Source organism: Cytophaga hutchinsonii ATCC 33406 (assembly GCF_000014145.1).
GTDB lineage: Bacteria > Bacteroidota > Bacteroidia > Cytophagales > Cytophagaceae > Cytophaga > Cytophaga hutchinsonii.
In genome coordinates this window covers 887,574-904,881 of record NC_008255.1, presented here as the reverse complement: position 1 = coordinate 904,881, position 17,308 = coordinate 887,574, and the positions used below count along the sequence as shown (strand labels likewise).

Annotated in this window: 16 protein-coding genes; 6 read left to right on the top strand and 10 right to left on the bottom strand. The window is 37.9% G+C overall.

Annotation, left to right across the window (positions count from 1 at the left end; translation table 11 throughout):
* Positions 1-2: 2 nt before the first annotated feature.
* From CHU_RS03930 to CHU_RS03910, 5 genes are all read left to right on the top strand, one after another.
* Positions 3-1,196: a glycoside hydrolase family 57 protein gene (locus CHU_RS03930; protein WP_011584204.1), complete on the top strand. Its 1,194-nt coding sequence runs from the start codon at positions 3-5 to the stop codon at positions 1,194-1,196.
* Between the two features lie 248 nt (positions 1,197-1,444).
* A complete protein-coding gene (locus CHU_RS03925) occupies positions 1,445-3,313 on the top strand; it encodes an ABC-F family ATP-binding cassette domain-containing protein (protein ID WP_011584203.1) in 1,869 nt (622 codons plus the stop codon).
* Between the two features lie 52 nt (positions 3,314-3,365).
* Complete coding sequence (locus tag CHU_RS03920) at positions 3,366-4,751, top strand: T9SS type A sorting domain-containing protein (RefSeq protein ID WP_011584202.1); 1,386 nt, start codon at positions 3,366-3,368, stop codon at positions 4,749-4,751.
* 304 nt (positions 4,752-5,055) lie between these two features.
* Entirely contained in the window at positions 5,056-5,415 is a 360-nt protein-coding gene (locus CHU_RS03915) for a hypothetical protein (protein WP_041932177.1), read from the top strand.
* A gap of 122 nt (positions 5,416-5,537) precedes the next feature.
* Positions 5,538-6,077 (top strand): ferritin, encoded by a 540-nt coding sequence (locus CHU_RS03910; RefSeq protein WP_041932176.1) that lies wholly within the window; start codon positions 5,538-5,540, stop codon positions 6,075-6,077.
* A gap of 55 nt (positions 6,078-6,132) precedes the next feature.
* Here CHU_RS03910 and CHU_RS03905 read toward each other — a convergent pair whose 3' ends face one another.
* From CHU_RS03905 to CHU_RS03890, 4 genes are all read right to left on the bottom strand, one after another.
* On the bottom strand, positions 6,133-6,387 hold the full coding sequence (locus tag CHU_RS03905; RefSeq protein WP_011584198.1) for a (2Fe-2S) ferredoxin domain-containing protein: 255 nt from the start codon (positions 6,385-6,387) through the stop codon (positions 6,133-6,135).
* A gap of 38 nt (positions 6,388-6,425) precedes the next feature.
* A complete protein-coding gene (locus CHU_RS03900) occupies positions 6,426-6,791 on the bottom strand; it encodes an acyl-CoA thioesterase (protein ID WP_011584197.1) in 366 nt (121 codons plus the stop codon).
* A 362-nt stretch (positions 6,792-7,153) separates the two neighbouring features.
* Positions 7,154-8,074, bottom strand: coding sequence for a histidine kinase dimerization/phospho-acceptor domain-containing protein (locus tag CHU_RS03895; protein ID WP_041932175.1), 921 nt, complete (start codon positions 8,072-8,074; stop codon positions 7,154-7,156).
* Positions 8,075-8,177: 103 nt separating this feature from the next.
* A complete protein-coding gene (locus CHU_RS03890) occupies positions 8,178-9,257 on the bottom strand; it encodes an acyltransferase family protein (RefSeq protein ID WP_011584195.1) in 1,080 nt (359 codons plus the stop codon).
* A gap of 224 nt (positions 9,258-9,481) precedes the next feature.
* Between CHU_RS03890 and CHU_RS03885 the strand changes: the two genes are divergently transcribed.
* On the top strand, positions 9,482-11,560 hold the full coding sequence (locus tag CHU_RS03885) for an Ig-like domain-containing protein (protein ID WP_011584194.1): 2,079 nt from the start codon (positions 9,482-9,484) through the stop codon (positions 11,558-11,560).
* A 112-nt stretch (positions 11,561-11,672) separates the two neighbouring features.
* On the opposite strand, the gene CHU_RS03880 is transcribed toward CHU_RS03885, so the two are convergent.
* The 6 genes from CHU_RS03880 to CHU_RS03855 form a co-directional block, all read right to left on the bottom strand.
* Complete coding sequence (locus CHU_RS03880) at positions 11,673-12,185, bottom strand: YcxB family protein (protein WP_011584193.1); 513 nt, start codon at positions 12,183-12,185, stop codon at positions 11,673-11,675.
* A gap of 40 nt (positions 12,186-12,225) precedes the next feature.
* On the bottom strand, positions 12,226-12,741 hold the full coding sequence (locus tag CHU_RS03875) for a hypothetical protein (protein ID WP_143143994.1): 516 nt from the start codon (positions 12,739-12,741) through the stop codon (positions 12,226-12,228).
* A gap of 79 nt (positions 12,742-12,820) precedes the next feature.
* On the bottom strand, positions 12,821-13,873 hold the full coding sequence (locus CHU_RS03870) for a WG repeat-containing protein (protein ID WP_041932174.1): 1,053 nt from the start codon (positions 13,871-13,873) through the stop codon (positions 12,821-12,823).
* Between the two features lie 83 nt (positions 13,874-13,956).
* Entirely contained in the window at positions 13,957-14,457 is a 501-nt protein-coding gene (locus CHU_RS03865; RefSeq protein ID WP_011584190.1) for an META domain-containing protein, read from the bottom strand.
* A gap of 105 nt (positions 14,458-14,562) precedes the next feature.
* The gene (locus CHU_RS03860; RefSeq protein WP_041932569.1) at positions 14,563-16,131 is read right to left on the bottom strand and encodes a hypothetical protein; all 1,569 of its coding nucleotides are present in this window, start codon (positions 16,129-16,131) and stop codon (positions 14,563-14,565) included.
* A 96-nt stretch (positions 16,132-16,227) separates the two neighbouring features.
* Entirely contained in the window at positions 16,228-17,103 is an 876-nt protein-coding gene (locus CHU_RS03855; protein ID WP_011584188.1) for an ROK family protein, read from the bottom strand.
* Between the last annotated feature and the right edge of the window lie 205 nt (positions 17,104-17,308).

Sequence of the window (17,308 nt, the reverse complement as noted above, 5' to 3'; positions counted from 1 at the left end):
CTATGCGTTCGGTTACGCTTTGTTTTCAGGTACATCAACCTTTCAGGATCAATCCATACACTTTTTTTGATATCGGGAAAAATCATTCCTACGAAGACGCCGCACATAATAAATTAGTGGTTGACCGCGTGGCCGACCTCTGTTATCTGCCAACCAATAAGATCCTTCTTCAACAGATCAAAAAATACAAAGGCTTGTTTCGTGTCGCTTTTTCCATCAGCGGTACAACGATTGAACAATTCAAGCTATACCGGCCCGATGTTATTGATTCATTTATAGCATTGGCGAAGACCGACTGTGTAGAGTTTCTTGCCGAAACCTATTACCACAGCTTAAGCAGTATTTTTTCAAAGGAAGAATTTTTAATTCAGGTTGATACACACCGCAAATTAATACGTTCGACATTTGGTTATCAGACAGAAGTATTCCGCAATACCGAACTGATCCACAACAACGACATTGCCGCAACTATAAAAGAACTGGGCTTAAAAGGCATGATTACCGAAGGTGTACAGAAATTGCTGGGCACCATGAGTACTAATAAAGTGTATAGTCCGGCGCATACATCCTTCCCTGTTATTCTGCGCAACTGTAAATTATCCGATGATCTTGCCTTTCGTTTTTCTGATAAAAACTGGAAGGGGTATCCTTTGACAGTTGAAAAATATACCTCCTGGATCAAAAAGAGCCTCAAAAAACATGAAAATGCGACTATTTATGTCGACTATGAGACATTTGGTGAGCATCAGAAGAAGAATAGCGGTATCTTTACGTTTCTGCGCAAACTGCCCGGCATGCTGATTGATACACATGGTATTGATTTCATGACCCCTTCTGAGGTGATTGACAACCTGGAAATTCATGATGTGTATGATGCACATGAAACAATCTCCTGGGCGGATATTGAAAAAAATCTTTCTGCCTGGTATCAGAACAGCATGCAAAAAGAAGCGCTGGAAAAAATATACAGCCTGGAACCGCTGATCCGGAAAATGCAAATCAGAAGACATACCGATAAATGGTCGAAACTTCAGACATCGGATCACTTCTATTACATGAGCACCAAAGGCTACAGCGATGGCGAAGTACATCAATACTTCAGTCCGTTTGCAAGTCCGCATGACGCCTACATCCATTACATGAATGTGGTTGCAGACTTTGAACTGGAGATCAGGAAGAAGAAACTGTTTAAATAAAGCGGAGGGCTCAAAGCTTAAGGCAAAAGGCGACAGCGCGAATATAACAAACAATTAAAAAACCGTTGGCTACAGCCAAACAGCAATGAAGCACAGCTGCACTTTAAATGAGAACGGTCGCGCTTCATTGCCGGCACATTTATGTGCAGGATTGAAATGAATAACAAATCCTTTTACTGACGCTAGTCTTGGCAGGTCTTGGACCTTTCATAATTTATAATCCATAATTTATAATTCATAATTAATAAATGAACATCCTTTCCATTGACAATCTTTCTAAAGCTTTCAGCGACAAAAAACTTATTGACGGTATTACGCTGGGCTTAAGTAAAGGTGAAAAAGTTGCTATCGTTGGCAGAAACGGCGCCGGTAAATCAACCCTGCTTAAAATCGTGATGGGGCTTGAACAGGCAGACGCCGGTGTTATTGCTATTCACAAAAGTGCTACCGTAGGATATCTGGAACAGGACCCGATTTTACCTGCGGGTAAAAAAATCATAGAAGTAGCACTTGAAAGCCGCAAGGATATCTGCACAGCGATCATGCTGTACGAAGAATCTATGGTAACGCTTGACAGCGATGATATGGAAAAAGCCATCACGATGATGGATGCGTTGCAGGCCTGGGAGTTTGAAGACAAAGCGAAACGTATTCTTTCCAAACTCGGTTTGCAGGATGCAAATCTTGAAGTTCAGAATCTTTCGGGCGGCCAGCAGCGTCGCGTCGCGCTTGCACGTGTCTTGCTGCAGGAACCGGATGTATTGCTGATGGATGAACCGACCAACCACCTGGATCTGGACATGATCGAATGGCTGGAAGAATTATTAAAAGCTTCTCAACAGACATTATTGTTTATTACCCACGACAGGTATTTTCTGGATGAAGTTGCCAATGGTATTCTTGAACTGGAAGGCGGTAAAATTCAGATGTACCGCACCAAGTATCCGGAATATCTAGAACGCAAGGCTGAAGAAGAAGCAATCCGCAACGCTTCGCTTGAAAAAGTAACGAATACCTTACGCAAAGAAGCCGAATGGATGCGCCGTCAGCCAAAGGCACGCGGTACAAAAGCAAAATACCGGATCGAAGCATTTCATTCTATGGAAGGCAATAGAGATCAGTTGAAAGAAGCCGGACAAGGCGATGTGCAGCTCGATTTCAGCAGCCGACGGATGGGAAATAAAATTCTTGAACTGCATCATGTAAATAAAGCGTTTGGTGAGAAAAAAATTCTTACAGACTTCAATTATATTTTCAGAAAAAACGAAAAACTGGGTATCATCGGAAAGAATGGCAGCGGTAAAACTACCTTGTTACAGCTGATCAACCGTGCGATCCAGCCCGATTCCGGAGAAATCATCACCGGTGAAACCATTCACCTGGGTTATTATACACAAAAAGGCTTAACGTTTAAACCGAGACAAAAAGTTATTGAACTGGTAACCGAGATCGCGGAACAGTTTCAGACGGGTAACGGCGAAGATCTGAGTGCTTCTGCCCTGCTGAAACGTTTCCTGTTTGAACCATCGCGCCAGTATGAGTTTATTGAAAAACTAAGCGGCGGTGAGAAAAAGCGTTTGCATTTACTCACGATCCTTGTTCGTCAGCCTAACTTCCTGATTCTCGATGAGCCGACCAATGATATGGATCTTTCTACTTTGAGTGTACTGGAAGATTACCTGGAAAACTATAAAGGCTGTCTGATCATTGTTTCCCACGACAGGTATTTCATGGATAAGCTGGTTGATCACTTACTGGTTTTTGAAGGCGAAGGTGTAATGCGCGAGTATCCGGGTAACTATACCGACTACCGTTACGAACTGGAAGAAGCCATTGAAACATCGCGCAAACCCGAAGTAAAGGAAGCAGCGAAAGCAGCCGCGCAAAAGGAATCAAAGAATAACTCCAAACGTTCGTTCAAGGAACAGAAGGAATTTGAAGACCTGGAGAAAGAGATTGAAGCGAGTGAGCAAAAGAAAAATGTTCTGATCGAAAAACTTTCATCTCCGGATTCAGGTGCAAATATCACGCAATGGTCGAAAGAACTGGAAGCACTCGACAGAGACCTTGAGAATAAGACATTACGTTGGCTGGAATTGTCTGAGAAGGCAGGATAAATACAAAACGACAACCTAACAATAACATTTTATATTTTAACTTTTAATACGTATGCGTAACTATTTCATTTTACTATGTGTTATTTTTTCAAACCTGACGCTTTATGCTCAGCCTTGCTGGCTTCAAATAGAGGCTGGTTCTAGTTTTGTCATTGCAATGAAAGCTGATAGTACGCTTTGGAGCTGGGGAAGTAATAGCTCGGGCCAACTCGGTGATAATACAACTGACAACAAATCTATCCCGTCACAATTCAACACAGCAAAAGGCTGGCTGAAAATATCTTCAGGCAACTCACATTGCATCGGACTAAAAAAAGATGGCAGCATCTGGACGTGGGGCTGGAACAGCGAAGGGCAATTAGGTAATGGATCATTAACAAAAATGCTTGTTCCAACTCAAATTGGTGTTGATAATGACTGGATGGCTGTTTCAGCTGGGCAATACAATACATTTGCTATTAAAAATAACGGAACGTTATGGGGCTGTGGACGTAATTTTGAAGGACAGTTAGGTAAGGGAACTACGGGTTCGAATGTAAAAACGTTCATTCAAATTGGCACAGCAACAGACTGGGCTTACGTTTCCGTGGGAGCCTTTCACACAATGGCCATTAAAACAGATGGCAGTTTGTGGGCTTGGGGCAGCAACAATAACGGTCGATTAGGAATTGGAACAACAACTACCAAAAATGCTCCTACCAAAGTAGGAACTGCTACGAATTGGAAATCTGTTTATGCCGCCGGGTCAAATACATTTGCAATAAAAACAGATGGTTCTCTTTGGGCATGGGGATATAATTATGCCGGAGTATTAGGCGATGGAACAACAACGGATCGTTTAAGTCCGGTACAAATCGGAACAGACAATAATTGGAAAACTATTTCTTCAGATGGAAATACATCTTTTGCGCTAAAATCGGATGGCACTTTATGGGTTTGGGGAGATAACAATTCCGGTCAGTTTGGGAATGGTACCACTACCAATAGTACTTTACCCATTCAGATTGGAACAGACAATCAATGGCAACACATTTCAATAAACTATTCTTTTCTACTTGCAATTAAAACCGATGGCTCACTTTGGACATGGGGCTATAACTATTCTGGTCAATTAGGGAATGGTACTACTACAAATACCAATTTGCCTGTTTTGGTAGATTGCAATCTGTCGTTGAAAGTGCATGAAGCTATTTCTTCTGAAAATATAGTTGTATATCCAAATCCAACAGCGGGAGAGCTTACTATAAAAATTAAAAATCAGGCCGCTCAAAATATCCATATAACGATCATGAATAGCGTTGGACAGATACTACAGCAAAAATACATTACTGACGAATCACAGCTACTCGATCTGTCATCTCAACCTAATGGCATGTATCTATTAAAAATACAAACAACGGATAACCAGGTATCCTTGCAAAAAATTCAAAAATTTTAATCCTATAACTATACAATTTCAATCTGATTCCTGATTTGTACTTTACAAATCAGGAATCTTTATTTCTGACGGATTTAAGCGGCACTGCTTTTAGGGTTGACGTAACATCTATTTGAAAATAGCCCAAAGCCGGTATAATTTCACAGATTTTTAAATTTAAAATCAATGTTTTTCAAACTGAATGTATAGTATATTGATTATTAGACACATAATAAAAATACCTTATTTAGACTAACTATAAATAATTTTAGGTATTTAAGCATTTTCTCCGTATTTTTGGCACAGAATTTAACTCCAATGTGTGATGACGGAACAGTTCGATACCCAACTGACAGAATTGTACAAAACAAGTAAAGGCGCAACATTTCAGTGTGATGTTACAGATCGTATTTGCTTGCAGTTTGGGGATATCAGTGCTTCGTTTAAGGTTCGGGATTTTTTTATTTTCCGCCGTACTGTAAAAACAGTAAACATCCATGAAATGATTTTTAACCTTTCGGATGAATATGATTTCGAGTGGATCGAATCTCCGAAGAACGGCATCTCAAAACAGTTTACATTGTGCGAAATCATTCAGCTGCGTGAGTTATTAGACGGAACAAAATTTGCGCTGGAGCTGAACTCTGTGCTGCACGAAACACTCGGCGATCACGCTGTTCTTTAAAAAACTAATTTAGATTTATTACAAATTCCATCCGGTTATTACCAATATTGAACTAAACGTCAATATTGTTAGTATACTTGTATATCAATTATATTAATTGTTGAATTTAATCCGATACTAAGATGAAAGATTTAGTAAGACTTCGTACTTCGTTAAAAGAAGAGATAGAAATTATATTAAACGCGCAGTGTAAAATGGAGGCAGAAGCTTCTAACAAATATTTGGCAATGGCTTCATGGCTGGAAAGAAATGGATTTTTACAATCTGCTGAATATTTATATCATCAGGCTGAAGAAGAACGTTCTCATTTCTTAAAAATATTCAAGTACATCAATGATGTTGGCGGTACCGCCATCACTCCTTTTGTATCAGATGTGGCACAGGAATACAATTCCATTAAAGATGTATTTGAAATGGCACTTCAAGGTGAAATTGCTGTATCAAATTCAATCAATAAGATTGTTGCGAAATGCCGCGAATCAAATGATTATGCTACAGAAGAATTCATCATGTGGTTTGTAAAAGAACAACGTGAAGAAGAAGCGAATGCCAGAAGAGCATTAGAATTATTTGAATTGATTGATGTGAACAGCGATTCAGGCAAGTTTTTACTTGACAAAGAAATCGGTAAGATCAGTGGTAAAAAAATCATTGAATCATAACATACAGAAGTATTTCATAAAAAAGCCTTTCCTGCAGATTGCGGGAAAGGCTTTTTTATGTAAGCAGATCCGTAATTATTTTGTCTGCATCTCTAAGCGTTACTTCGGAATACCATTCATTAGCGGGCTGCACACAAAGCACCGGTGCATGTTTGCAGCGATCCGAACATTCCATCTTAAAGATCTCAACACGATCTTTAAGATGATGTTCTTTAATGGCTTCTTTTAAATGTTTCCGCACTTCTTTATGGCGCCCGCATTTACTGCCGTCGCAGATGAAGATTGATTTCTCAGGAAAAGATATAGACATAGCTGTGATTTCTACGAACAGATTGGATACACGAAATATTATTGATGCGCTGTTTTACCATGTGGCGTGGGCACTCCATTTTCATCCAGACTAACCATTGTTATTTTTTCTATGGTAAGAATAATGTCTTTGGTCATAATGTTTCTTGCCTGACAGGTCAACGTTATAGATGTTCTTCCATATTTCACAATATCAATACCGATTTCAATGATATCGCCTTGTTTGGCAGAACTCTTAAAATCTATTTCAGACAGAAACTTGGTAACAATTCTTGGGTTATTTAGTTCAATGATGGCAAACAATGCCAGTTCTTCATCAATCCACGCCAATAATTTCCCGCCAAACAAACTTCCGTTCGGATTGAGATCTTCGGGTTTAACCCATTGTCTTGTATTGAAAATCATGCACTTTTTTTAATGAAGATAGGAAATATAACGGGCAATCACAGGTTGAAGATGCGAATTATTACTTTTAAGAGACGTCTAATGAATTGCGCCTCTACATTATTCGATTTCTTTTATTTCGATTGCTTTGACCCACTTCACATGGCGCGGGCCCGATACGATGAACATATAATAATCTGCCCTTCTTTTTTTATCCTTCAAAAGCAATTTATTAGGTTCCAATGCTTTCACATCCGAAAAAATCCGTACAAAAAATGGGAAGTTATGAAACCGGTTTTAATGAAAACAATACAAACACGGTATATTGGGAGATTCCTAATGTAATCGGAATAAAGAGAAAACAATAAGTCACATAAACGACATCATTCTTTATCGCTCTGCAGCAGCAGATTCATACGTTGTATAATTTCATCCAGCTCTTCGCAGGAGAATAATATTTTTTCAGCTAAAAAAGTTTGTTCATCTGGGTCTTTCTCCTGTTTCAATAAAATACTCAAACCCATAATCCTGGCCAAGGGGCCGCGTACTTCATGCGAATTCATATAGGCATATGTATTGAGCTGAATCAGTTGAAGCCGAATCTTTTCCGTACGTTCAGCAACTTTTTTTTCAAGGTCTGTATTTGATTCAAACAGTATATCATTCAGTTTTGTTAATTCCTCATTAACCTGCTTAAGTTCGGCTGTACGCTGCCCGATGAGCGCTTCCAGATTTTTATTTGCATACGCCAATTGTTTTTCTGCATCAATTTTTACTACATATAAACTTGTAACTAAAACCGTACTGGTAAGTTCGTATTTTGTTGCTGCAATCAAATAAGACAGGTGTGTAAAAAAAGATTTCCCGTCATTCAATCCAAAACATTCAAAGGTTATAACAAAAGATGGGAAAAGGAAAACATAATAATACACAACCATAACGAGCGCCCATAAAAGCCCGCGCTGCAGATGTTTCATTTTTTTTGTTTTTATAAATTGATATGCCCCCCAAACAACTATTACCGGAACCACATGCATAACAGCAGTAGGCAAAAACGGCAATTGATTGGTAAGCTGTATAGCCGACAGCATACAGGATAATATGATGTATAATGGATTGCGGATATATATAACAGCAATAATCAACGGTATCTCTCTTAAATCTGTAAATGCAAACGGATAATCAGGAACGGAAAAATAGATATGTCCGAAAAGGGATGCAAGAATACCGAAAAACACAGCAAATGCCAGATCCCCTATTTCTCTGGAGTGAAGGATACTTCCGCTTTCTTTACTAATTTCCATGCAACATTCATTTGATCTTAACTAAAGATAAAGAAAAACAATCTAAAAACACCCTGGCATTTTTAATAATTCAACAAACATGCTGTTAACGGATTCAGGTAATTCAGGCTCCTATAAACATGCGGGATTGTTTGCCGAATACTTTTTTAGCAAGTGTGGCTATCGCAACAGGTATAACAATAACCAGTAAACTTAACAGCACCGATAGAATAAATACATTTATTCTATCAACTGATTCCTGTCTGGTCATTTCTATTACTACTGGGGCCAGCAGGATTAATGCAACACCATGCATAAAATAAACCGGCATGGCTTGCCTGGCAATGCTGCCTAGAACTGCAGGCTGTTTATTTCCAAGTTTCTTTAATAGCAGCAAAATGATTACACTGAAACATATTTTCTGAATGTAAAACAATGATTCGCGTATAAAAACAAAACCAACTCTATTGATCCCATTAACATAACAATATGCTAACAGTATTGAAGCAAGAATCCCTGCAATTAAAATATGTAATCTATATTTTTCCAGCCTGAGCATTTTCGTCTCTATATCTTTTCCCCAATACATTCCTAATGCGTACGCACCTGCAAAATAAATCACATTAACGGCTTTAAACGTATACGTTGCAGAGGTCTCCATACGTGATATAAGTAAGGGAGAAAAAATCAACATGCAAAAAACAAGCTGCGTAAATCTGTTTTTATGCAATAAAAAATCAAGCAAGGGTGTTATGATACACAAACATAAAAACAGCGGAATATACCATAAAACAAAATTACCTTCTCCATATACCAGATCTTTGATAAATTTTTCGGAAAAATATTCTGCAAAATCCATACTGATTGTAAAATGCCTGTACCATTTCATTTTTAAGAGAACGAAAACAAACGTATAAAAAACATAGGGCAGAAAAATATACAGGAATTTATTCCGGTAAAATGTGAGATAGCCTTTTTGTTTTAATACCGCTGAAAATAATATTCCTGAAATAAGCGTAAAATACAAGGTGCAGGCATCAAACAAAATTTCATTGATAATTAGTAACGGGTCGGCAGAATTATGTTTGTGAAAAAAAGTTATATATGCAATGGATACAGCATGACCAATGACAATACATAATACCGCAAACCCTCTGAAACTATTTATAAAATGTAGGTATGCTGCAGGTTTTTCACTTTTCATATTATTCCTATTTCAAATCGAATATACTTATTTCACTGATTCTTTCCTTTTTTATAGATTAAATGCTCCGAAAAAGCAGACCTCTCTTTTTTAAATCGTTTAAACATTTGTTCCCGCCTTTCATCTTCAGAAGCCGACCGATAAATAATTAGGAAAAATACTCATATCAGAATAACACACCTTTACGAATTAAAATTTTACATCATCTTTTAATTATTTCTTTTATGAAAAAAACAATCCGTAAAGGGTTTACTCTTTTGGCATTTTGTGCCATGGGTTTTACCAGCCAGGCACAACAGTTTGCCGCAACAATGCTCGATTTTACAAATCAGAATCCAATCGAACATGAATTTGGATTTTCGTCTGTTGAGTTCAATGGATATTCTATTTATGGTACAGAATTCAACCAGACCATAAATATCTACAAAGACAATGCCTTGCTGTTTCAGGCCGTTTCACCTTTTTACCTACAACCTGGCAGCAGAAGCTTTGGCCACGCTGTAGCAATGAATGAAGGATGGGTTGCTGTAGGTGCGTATCAGGATGATGTTACACCTTCTAATCCAAATTCAGATGTTGAGGGTAGGGTATACCTATCAAAGAATATCAATGGTGTTCCTCAGAATAATTTCACTACAAGTATTACTGCACAGACACCTGCACACAGGGATCAGTTCGGAGAAGTTATTGACATGTACGGTGAATGGATGGTAATAGGTGCGCCAAGCAATGGAGAAATCGACAAGGGGTATATTGAGATCTGGAAACAAACATCTACCGGCTGGGAAAGAAAGCAGAAAATACAGGCGGCAGGATTGCCATCCGGAGCGAAGTTTGGATTTTCTGTTGCTATAAATGGTGATTACATTGTTGTTGGAGCACCAAATGCGCAAAAAGTTTTTGTATATAAAAATACAAATGGTGTGTGGGCATTGCATTCTTCTTTCACTCCGGACATGCCGACCTGGGCAAGGATCTATGATTCGTCCACGCAGAAATATTATTCATTTTTTGGTCATGATGTAGATGTATTCGGCAATAAAATAATTGTAGGAGATCCGAATCAAAGCGTTCAAAAAGCAGCGATCCTAACAATCAATGCAAGTACTACTACATTATCACATGCATTAGTACCTCCGGGATATTCAACAAGCGCTTTCACACACTATGGTGGATATGGGCATTCAGTAGCTATTAATGACGACAGAGCTGTAGTAGGCGCACCTATAGAGTATGGGCCTGATTTAACAGATAAGCAGACTGAAGGGAAAGTTTTCTTCTATGAAAACAATTTTCAATATAAAGGTTATATGAATGTTGGTTCACCGGCAGGTAAAACTGTTGGCGGATTGGGAAGAAGTGTTGACTTGAATGGTGAATATGTATTGGTGGGTGCAGAGTTCACGCACAATACAATTACAAATCGCCTTATCGAAGGTGTTGCCTTTCGTATGCCGTTCTATTATATAACACAGTCAGGAAATACACCTCCTTCTGTATCTATTACTTCGCCTACAGTTAATTCAACCTATTATGCACCTGCAACAATAACTCTTGAAGCGTTTGCAAATGATGCAGACGGGTCTGTTACCAGGGTAGAATTTTATCAAAACAGTACATATCTGGGATCTGATAATACAGCACCCTATTCATTTACAGTACCAAACGTTTCAGCCGGAAGTAAATATTTCTATGTTAAAGCATTCGATAACCAGGGTGCAATAGCTCTTAACGATGTTATCTTCAATGTGAATACTCCGCTTCCTGCTGCAGATATCAACGGACCGGCATGCGGTTCAAAAAACCAAACGCTATTATTTGAACTGTCTGCAGCCAAAAGAATAAATGCTACGGGCTACAACTGGTATTATACAGGTTCTAACCAAAGCATAACGCCTGTTTCAGGTTCTGCTTATAAAGTGAATGTAGCTACAGGAAATAATTTCTCTGCGGGTCAATTATGTGTCGGTGTAAATTATAGTGCAGCGCCATGGCATGCGACCTATTGCATCAACGTTACGACCTGTTCCGCATTACGGGAAGGCGCTGCAGACGATGCTTCAATTGCATTTAATACAGGCAGCGTAACGTATCCTAATCCGTTCAATACAACCTCAACCATTGAGTTTGCAGACAAAAACACATCAGCAAAAATTCTGGTATTAGATGCTACAGGAGTTGTAGTTATGAAAACACAGGCTACAGGTTCATTCTCATTCGGTGCAGATTTTAAACCGGGTATGTATCTTGTTACATTGGAGTTTTCTGACAAAACAGAATCTGTTAAAGTAGTAAAAGAATAACGTACGTTTATGAAATAAAAAAAGCGCAGATGGGAGAACATCCTACACCTGCGCTTTTTTTATTTTCAGAACAAAAGTAAGCAGCATGTCTATACTGATATGCTGCTTTTATTCATTTCATTTTATCCGAAATTGTATGTTTCAATAGTTCATATTCAGCGTCTGTCATACAGCTTTTAGGAATCAGAAATGTTTCTTTTGCCTCTAAACGCATATGTGTCTCTGTTATTTCAGCATGCTTAAAATTTGACCAATGTTCAATCACTTCATTCGAATCCTGTATCAATGTAAAATAGTCATCTGAAAGAATGATCTTATTTTTTTCATATTTCTCTTCCCGATCCAGGTATGCAACAATACTTTTCTTCCATTTTATTATTGTATTCAATGCAGCTAAATAGGACCAGAGTAAGGTTGCAAAAATAATTACACCGACAATAAATAAGCCATATGTATCTTTATATCTTGCATAACAGTAGAACACAATAAGTGTTATGGTGCCTAACAACAAATTGCGGAAAGGAACTTTCGTTGAAGGGCTTTTAAAATAAGACGTACGAAAATCTTTATAATAAATTTCTTCAAAATATTTCCGGTCAAACGTGAGATCAATTTCTATCTTCATTGTATACGTTTATATATTTTCACTCCAGCAAAGTGCTGGTTTATTGTTTCATTTTTTCCACCCAGGCCTCAATTGCTTCACACAAATATTCCTGACCGTTTGGCCCAACATGCCTTGTAACAAGTAACCGGTCATTTTTAGTGATCACATATAATTGATATGTAGGTTTTGTTTTGGTGGTGTGTGCGGTACGGGCACTGGAAAAAACTTTTCCGTCATTTTTAGTTTTTTCTATCCCAATGATCTCATGTGCCTGCACGCGGATTTTCTCATACTGATGTAATCCTTCCAGCACATAAAAATACTTATCTGTAAATATAAATTTCGTCTTGTCTTTATAATTATAGACGCACCAGTATATTACTGCGGCTAACAAACCAAACACAATAAAAAATGTATTATTTAAATTTGCTGCTGTTATAACACTTGCTATAGCCAGTGGAAGAGCCAGTATTAAAATTTGAAAAGCTAAAAAATTACCATCATAGTTTTTCAATATAATGTGTACACTTTTATCTGCCTGTATAAAAAAACTAAATCCTTTGGGAATTTTCATCGTATTACGTTTAGATAAATTGAAAATCAGAGCCTCCGGCACAAAATCGGAGGCTCTGATTTTCAATTATACTATTTGTTTATTTTATTAACACAACGTCGTTTATACCGCTATAAACCGGTTTAATAACCCAATTACCACTCGCATCAATTATGCCCCATTTACCGCCTTGTTTGGCTGCTGCATAGCCGTTCTCAAATTTTCGTACTCCTTCAAACTGAGGCTTGATAACCCACTCACCTTTTGTATTATAAAAACCTTTTTTGCCGCCTTGTTCTCCCGCTGCCAGACCATCGCTGAAATCGCCCCAGCTTTCAGTTGTCGACACAACTAATGGCTTACCCGAAGCATCAATATATGACCAGCCGCTTTCCTGTTTTACTTTTGCAAATTTAGATACCGGATCAAAATTGGTAACATCCAGATACGTCGGTTGAATTACCCATTCTCCTTTTGGATTTATAAACCCAGCTTTACCTTCTGTATTTTTTGCCCAGGCAAGTCCGCCGGAAAAATACCCGACACTTTTAAACTGTACAGGAATAGCGATCTCTGCTTTTGTATTTGCAAAACCAAACAGTCCGTTGCTTGATCTAACCGGAGCCAATCCTTCTGAGAAATGTTTTATGTCATCAATATTATCTTTGCTAACCAACGATGTTTCTTTTCCTTTTGTATCCAGAACAATAAAGCGGCCTCCGTTACGAGCTGTTGCATAACCACCGTTAAATTCAGTTATATAATCGTAGTTCAATGGAATAGCCAGCTTTCCGGATGTATTTAAATAGCCCCATTTTTTACCTGAACGAATGCCTAGTAAACCATTTTCAAAACCCTTTGGACCAATACCAAAAATGCCTTGTATGATTTCATAGTCATGCACCTCAGTCGGAATTTCTTCGCCTTTCACGTTAATGATGGAATAGCCGCTTGTTAGCACGACCACTGCAAAACCATCGGATGAGAATGGATTGCAGTTTTTAAATTTCGCAGGAATAACTTCTTCTCCTTTAAGATTGGCATATCCCCACTTTCCACTTTCCGCTTTTATTTGAACAAGTCCGTTTTGCGCCAACGAAATCAGTGAATAAAATACTGCTAAGAATGTAAGTAATACATGTGTTTTTTTCATAATCGAATGTGGTTTAAAAATTTGGTTTAATTAAAAAAGGCTACATCTTTTCAGATGTAGCCTGATTATATTTTTTATGATAGTTAATAGCTTTTCGGCCCCATTATTTTTTTGAATTCCAACAAGGCAACGTCACCGTCCAGCAGCATTAATGTATTTTGTTCTTTAATAAAAAATTTATTTGTTTTTCTTAAGCGTTCAACAAATAGATTTTCTCCATTGCCTTCACACGCCATTTTAGTTAACGCCATGCCGGTACCGAATGAAATCACTCTGCCATCAATGCTATAAGCACCTGTATATGAATTACAGCTTGTATTGCCGGACACCTGTTTAGATCTTGCATCAAATGCAATGGTAGGTTTTTTATTTGGATATAAGTCTTTAAAAGGCGTTGGTCCTGAAATAATAGAAACTAATTCCCATGTACCTTCAAGATCTGCTTCTTCAGATGTAGTATTCGATGTTACAGGTATAGCAGCTTCATCAACTTTTTTATCAGAAATAGTAGTGGTTGATTTAGGTGCCTTGCAAGAAGCCGTTATAAAGGCTAAAAATGCGGCATATACGATTAACTTTTTCATAGAGGTAAACTATTTGGTTGTATTGTTTATTTACTTTTTTAAAAATACCTGAACGGTTTATTTATTTGTTATATCGGATCAGGAATATGTTATATTATTAAACGATTATAATTTGTACCGAACAATTGCACTTGTCTTTCCGGTTATTCCTTTACGCCCGACAATAACAAGTTTATCATTTTCTTCCCACAACGTATAATCACGCACAATCATTAGTTTGGATTCATTAGGCAAGGTTGTTTGTTTTACTATCTTTCCCGTTGAACGGTCAATGTATATTACATTGATGGTGGTGATTGTACCGTCAAATGATTCTGACGTTGCATACATAAAACGGATGTTTGAATGGTGTGAATTATCCACTACATATGAAATTGTATTTAATCCGTCTGTAGAAGGATAAACTTGATTTTTTGCTATATACTGAACCCAATTTCGTTTGGAATCTCTATCAAACGATACAATTAAGATCCCTTCAGCCTGCACATGTCCGTTTACCTCAACCTGATGTTTTTTATCGAACGTTGAAGGCGCTATATGCGGATATCCGTTTGCAAACAGTGAACGTTTTTCTAAAACCATCATAATTTCTCCAGCTTCAGAGATGAAAAAATGAGACAGATCGTAGTCCATCCAGTTATCTTCTCCTTTAATCGTTTTGTTTGATTTACGCCCATTTGAGACAAGATCAAAAACGCTTTGTTCAAATTTTTCAAAAACTGTTTTTTCCAATTGCATCGTCTTAAAATTTAAACGTGCATAGGTTACGCCAATAAGTTTTTCCTGAGACAATTCAACTGCACCGACATATAGTACATCATCGGAAATAAAGTGTACCAGCAACTCATCTTTTTTATAATTTGAACCCGGAATTTCAATTACATCAAAGGCGCGTGTTTCAAGATTCATGCGGATAACATTTACCTTGCCGGCCGCATTTGCATTTACAATAAATAATTCTCCTCTGTTATTAATGTACATGCCATAATTCACATATCCATTATCGATATTCACTTTACCTTTTGTCAATAGTTTTCCGGCGTTATCATATACAGAAACATTTGCAACCAACATACGATCGGAAAAATCAAATACATACGACACGAATTTACTTTCATCTGCAGAGAAACGAATGTTGTGCTTGTATTCAAATGGCGTTACAAAACTTGGTGTGGTGTGCTCACAGATCACATCTATAAAAGATTCTTTTACTGAACCTCTGCGGTCATTCTCAACAAAAGCAGCTACGGCATAAGATTCCAGTTCTTTCGTCCATAACAATGTTCCATCCTGTATGTTATAGCCATAGCTGATCAATTTTGTTACTTTGGCAGCTTCGTCGTGAATAACCGAAAGCAGCATAAGATCTTTACCATTAAAGTATAAGTCTTTAAACTCTTCGGTTGCCGGTATGCTGATTATTTTTGACCAAAGTACGTTAAATGTTTCACCGTGATTGCGTTCAATTGCAAAATCTGCCTTGCCTGATAAACCTCCTTTTAACTTAGCCAGTGTAATAAAATCACCGCCTTTTAAACGGACCACATCATTGGCACCATCCGGTTCGTGAAACGGGCTTGCCATTCTGAAATCACTGGATAATTCTATGGATTGTGCTACTACCTGAAAAGACAAAAAGCATAGAATACAACTAATATATAATACGTTTTTCATAAAAACATTCATAAAATGTACGGTCAATTTAGTGAAGAATGATTAAAATATAAAGTTATTCAATATAAAGAAGTATATATCCGGTGAATCTCAGTATTAACGGCCGATCCAGGCAGCACCTAATACACCGGCACTATCTCCTGTTTTGTTTTTTACAATAGGTGTTATTAAATCATCACTAAAAATATACTTTTTAACTCTTTCAATACCTTCTGAATAGAGCGGTAAATAGTTCGATAACCCTCCGCCCAACACAATCATATCCGGATCAATAATTGAAATTACGTTTGAAAGCGCACGCCCAAACTGATCCAGAAAAGATTCCTTTACTTCAACCGCTTCTTTTTGTTCTGATTCTAAAATATGTATGGCAGGCAAGCGTTTGCCTGTTAATTCAAAATACTGGTTTGAAATACCGGAGCCGGAAATATACGTTTCCACACATCCTTTTTTACCGCAATAACACAGCGGGCCATTGGGGTCGACCGTCATATGCCCCCATTCGCCGCCCAGCGACTGCAGGCCATTGAGCACATTGTTCTGAATAACAATTCCGCCGCCGCAACCCGTTCCCATAATTACACCAAACACAACTGCATGTCCTTTTCCCGCGCCAATCCTGGCTTCTGCCATGGCAAAACAATTCGCATCGTTTTCAATCGAAACCGGTCTGTTGATCAGCTTCTGCAAATCTTTCTGCAACGGTTTTCCATTTAAACATACGGTATTTGAATTTTTCATCAATCCCGTTTTAGAGGAGACCGAGCCCGGTGTACCGATACCAAAGGTATGTGCTTTATTATTGATTACCGTTAATGCATTCGAATATGCTTCAGCAACTGTATTGACAATGGCAGCATATCCACGCTCCTGAAGGGTCAGCACTCTGTTTCGATAGATCTCAGCACCTTCCGGATTCAGAATAACCGTTTCTATTTTTGTTCCACCTAAGTCAATACCAATTTTAAACATTGTTAGAAGCTTAAAGCTAAAGACCCATTGAGCGTAAAACGTAATGTGATCCTGATTAAAAATTACAGTACAAGATAATGGAATTTTGTTTGCTTTATACAAAACGAAATACAAATTTCAGTTCATTTATATGAACGATCTGATTTCCTCCGTCTAAAATACCGGCGTGTTTCAATGATGTTCCTAAGATCTGCCAGCCAGCCGA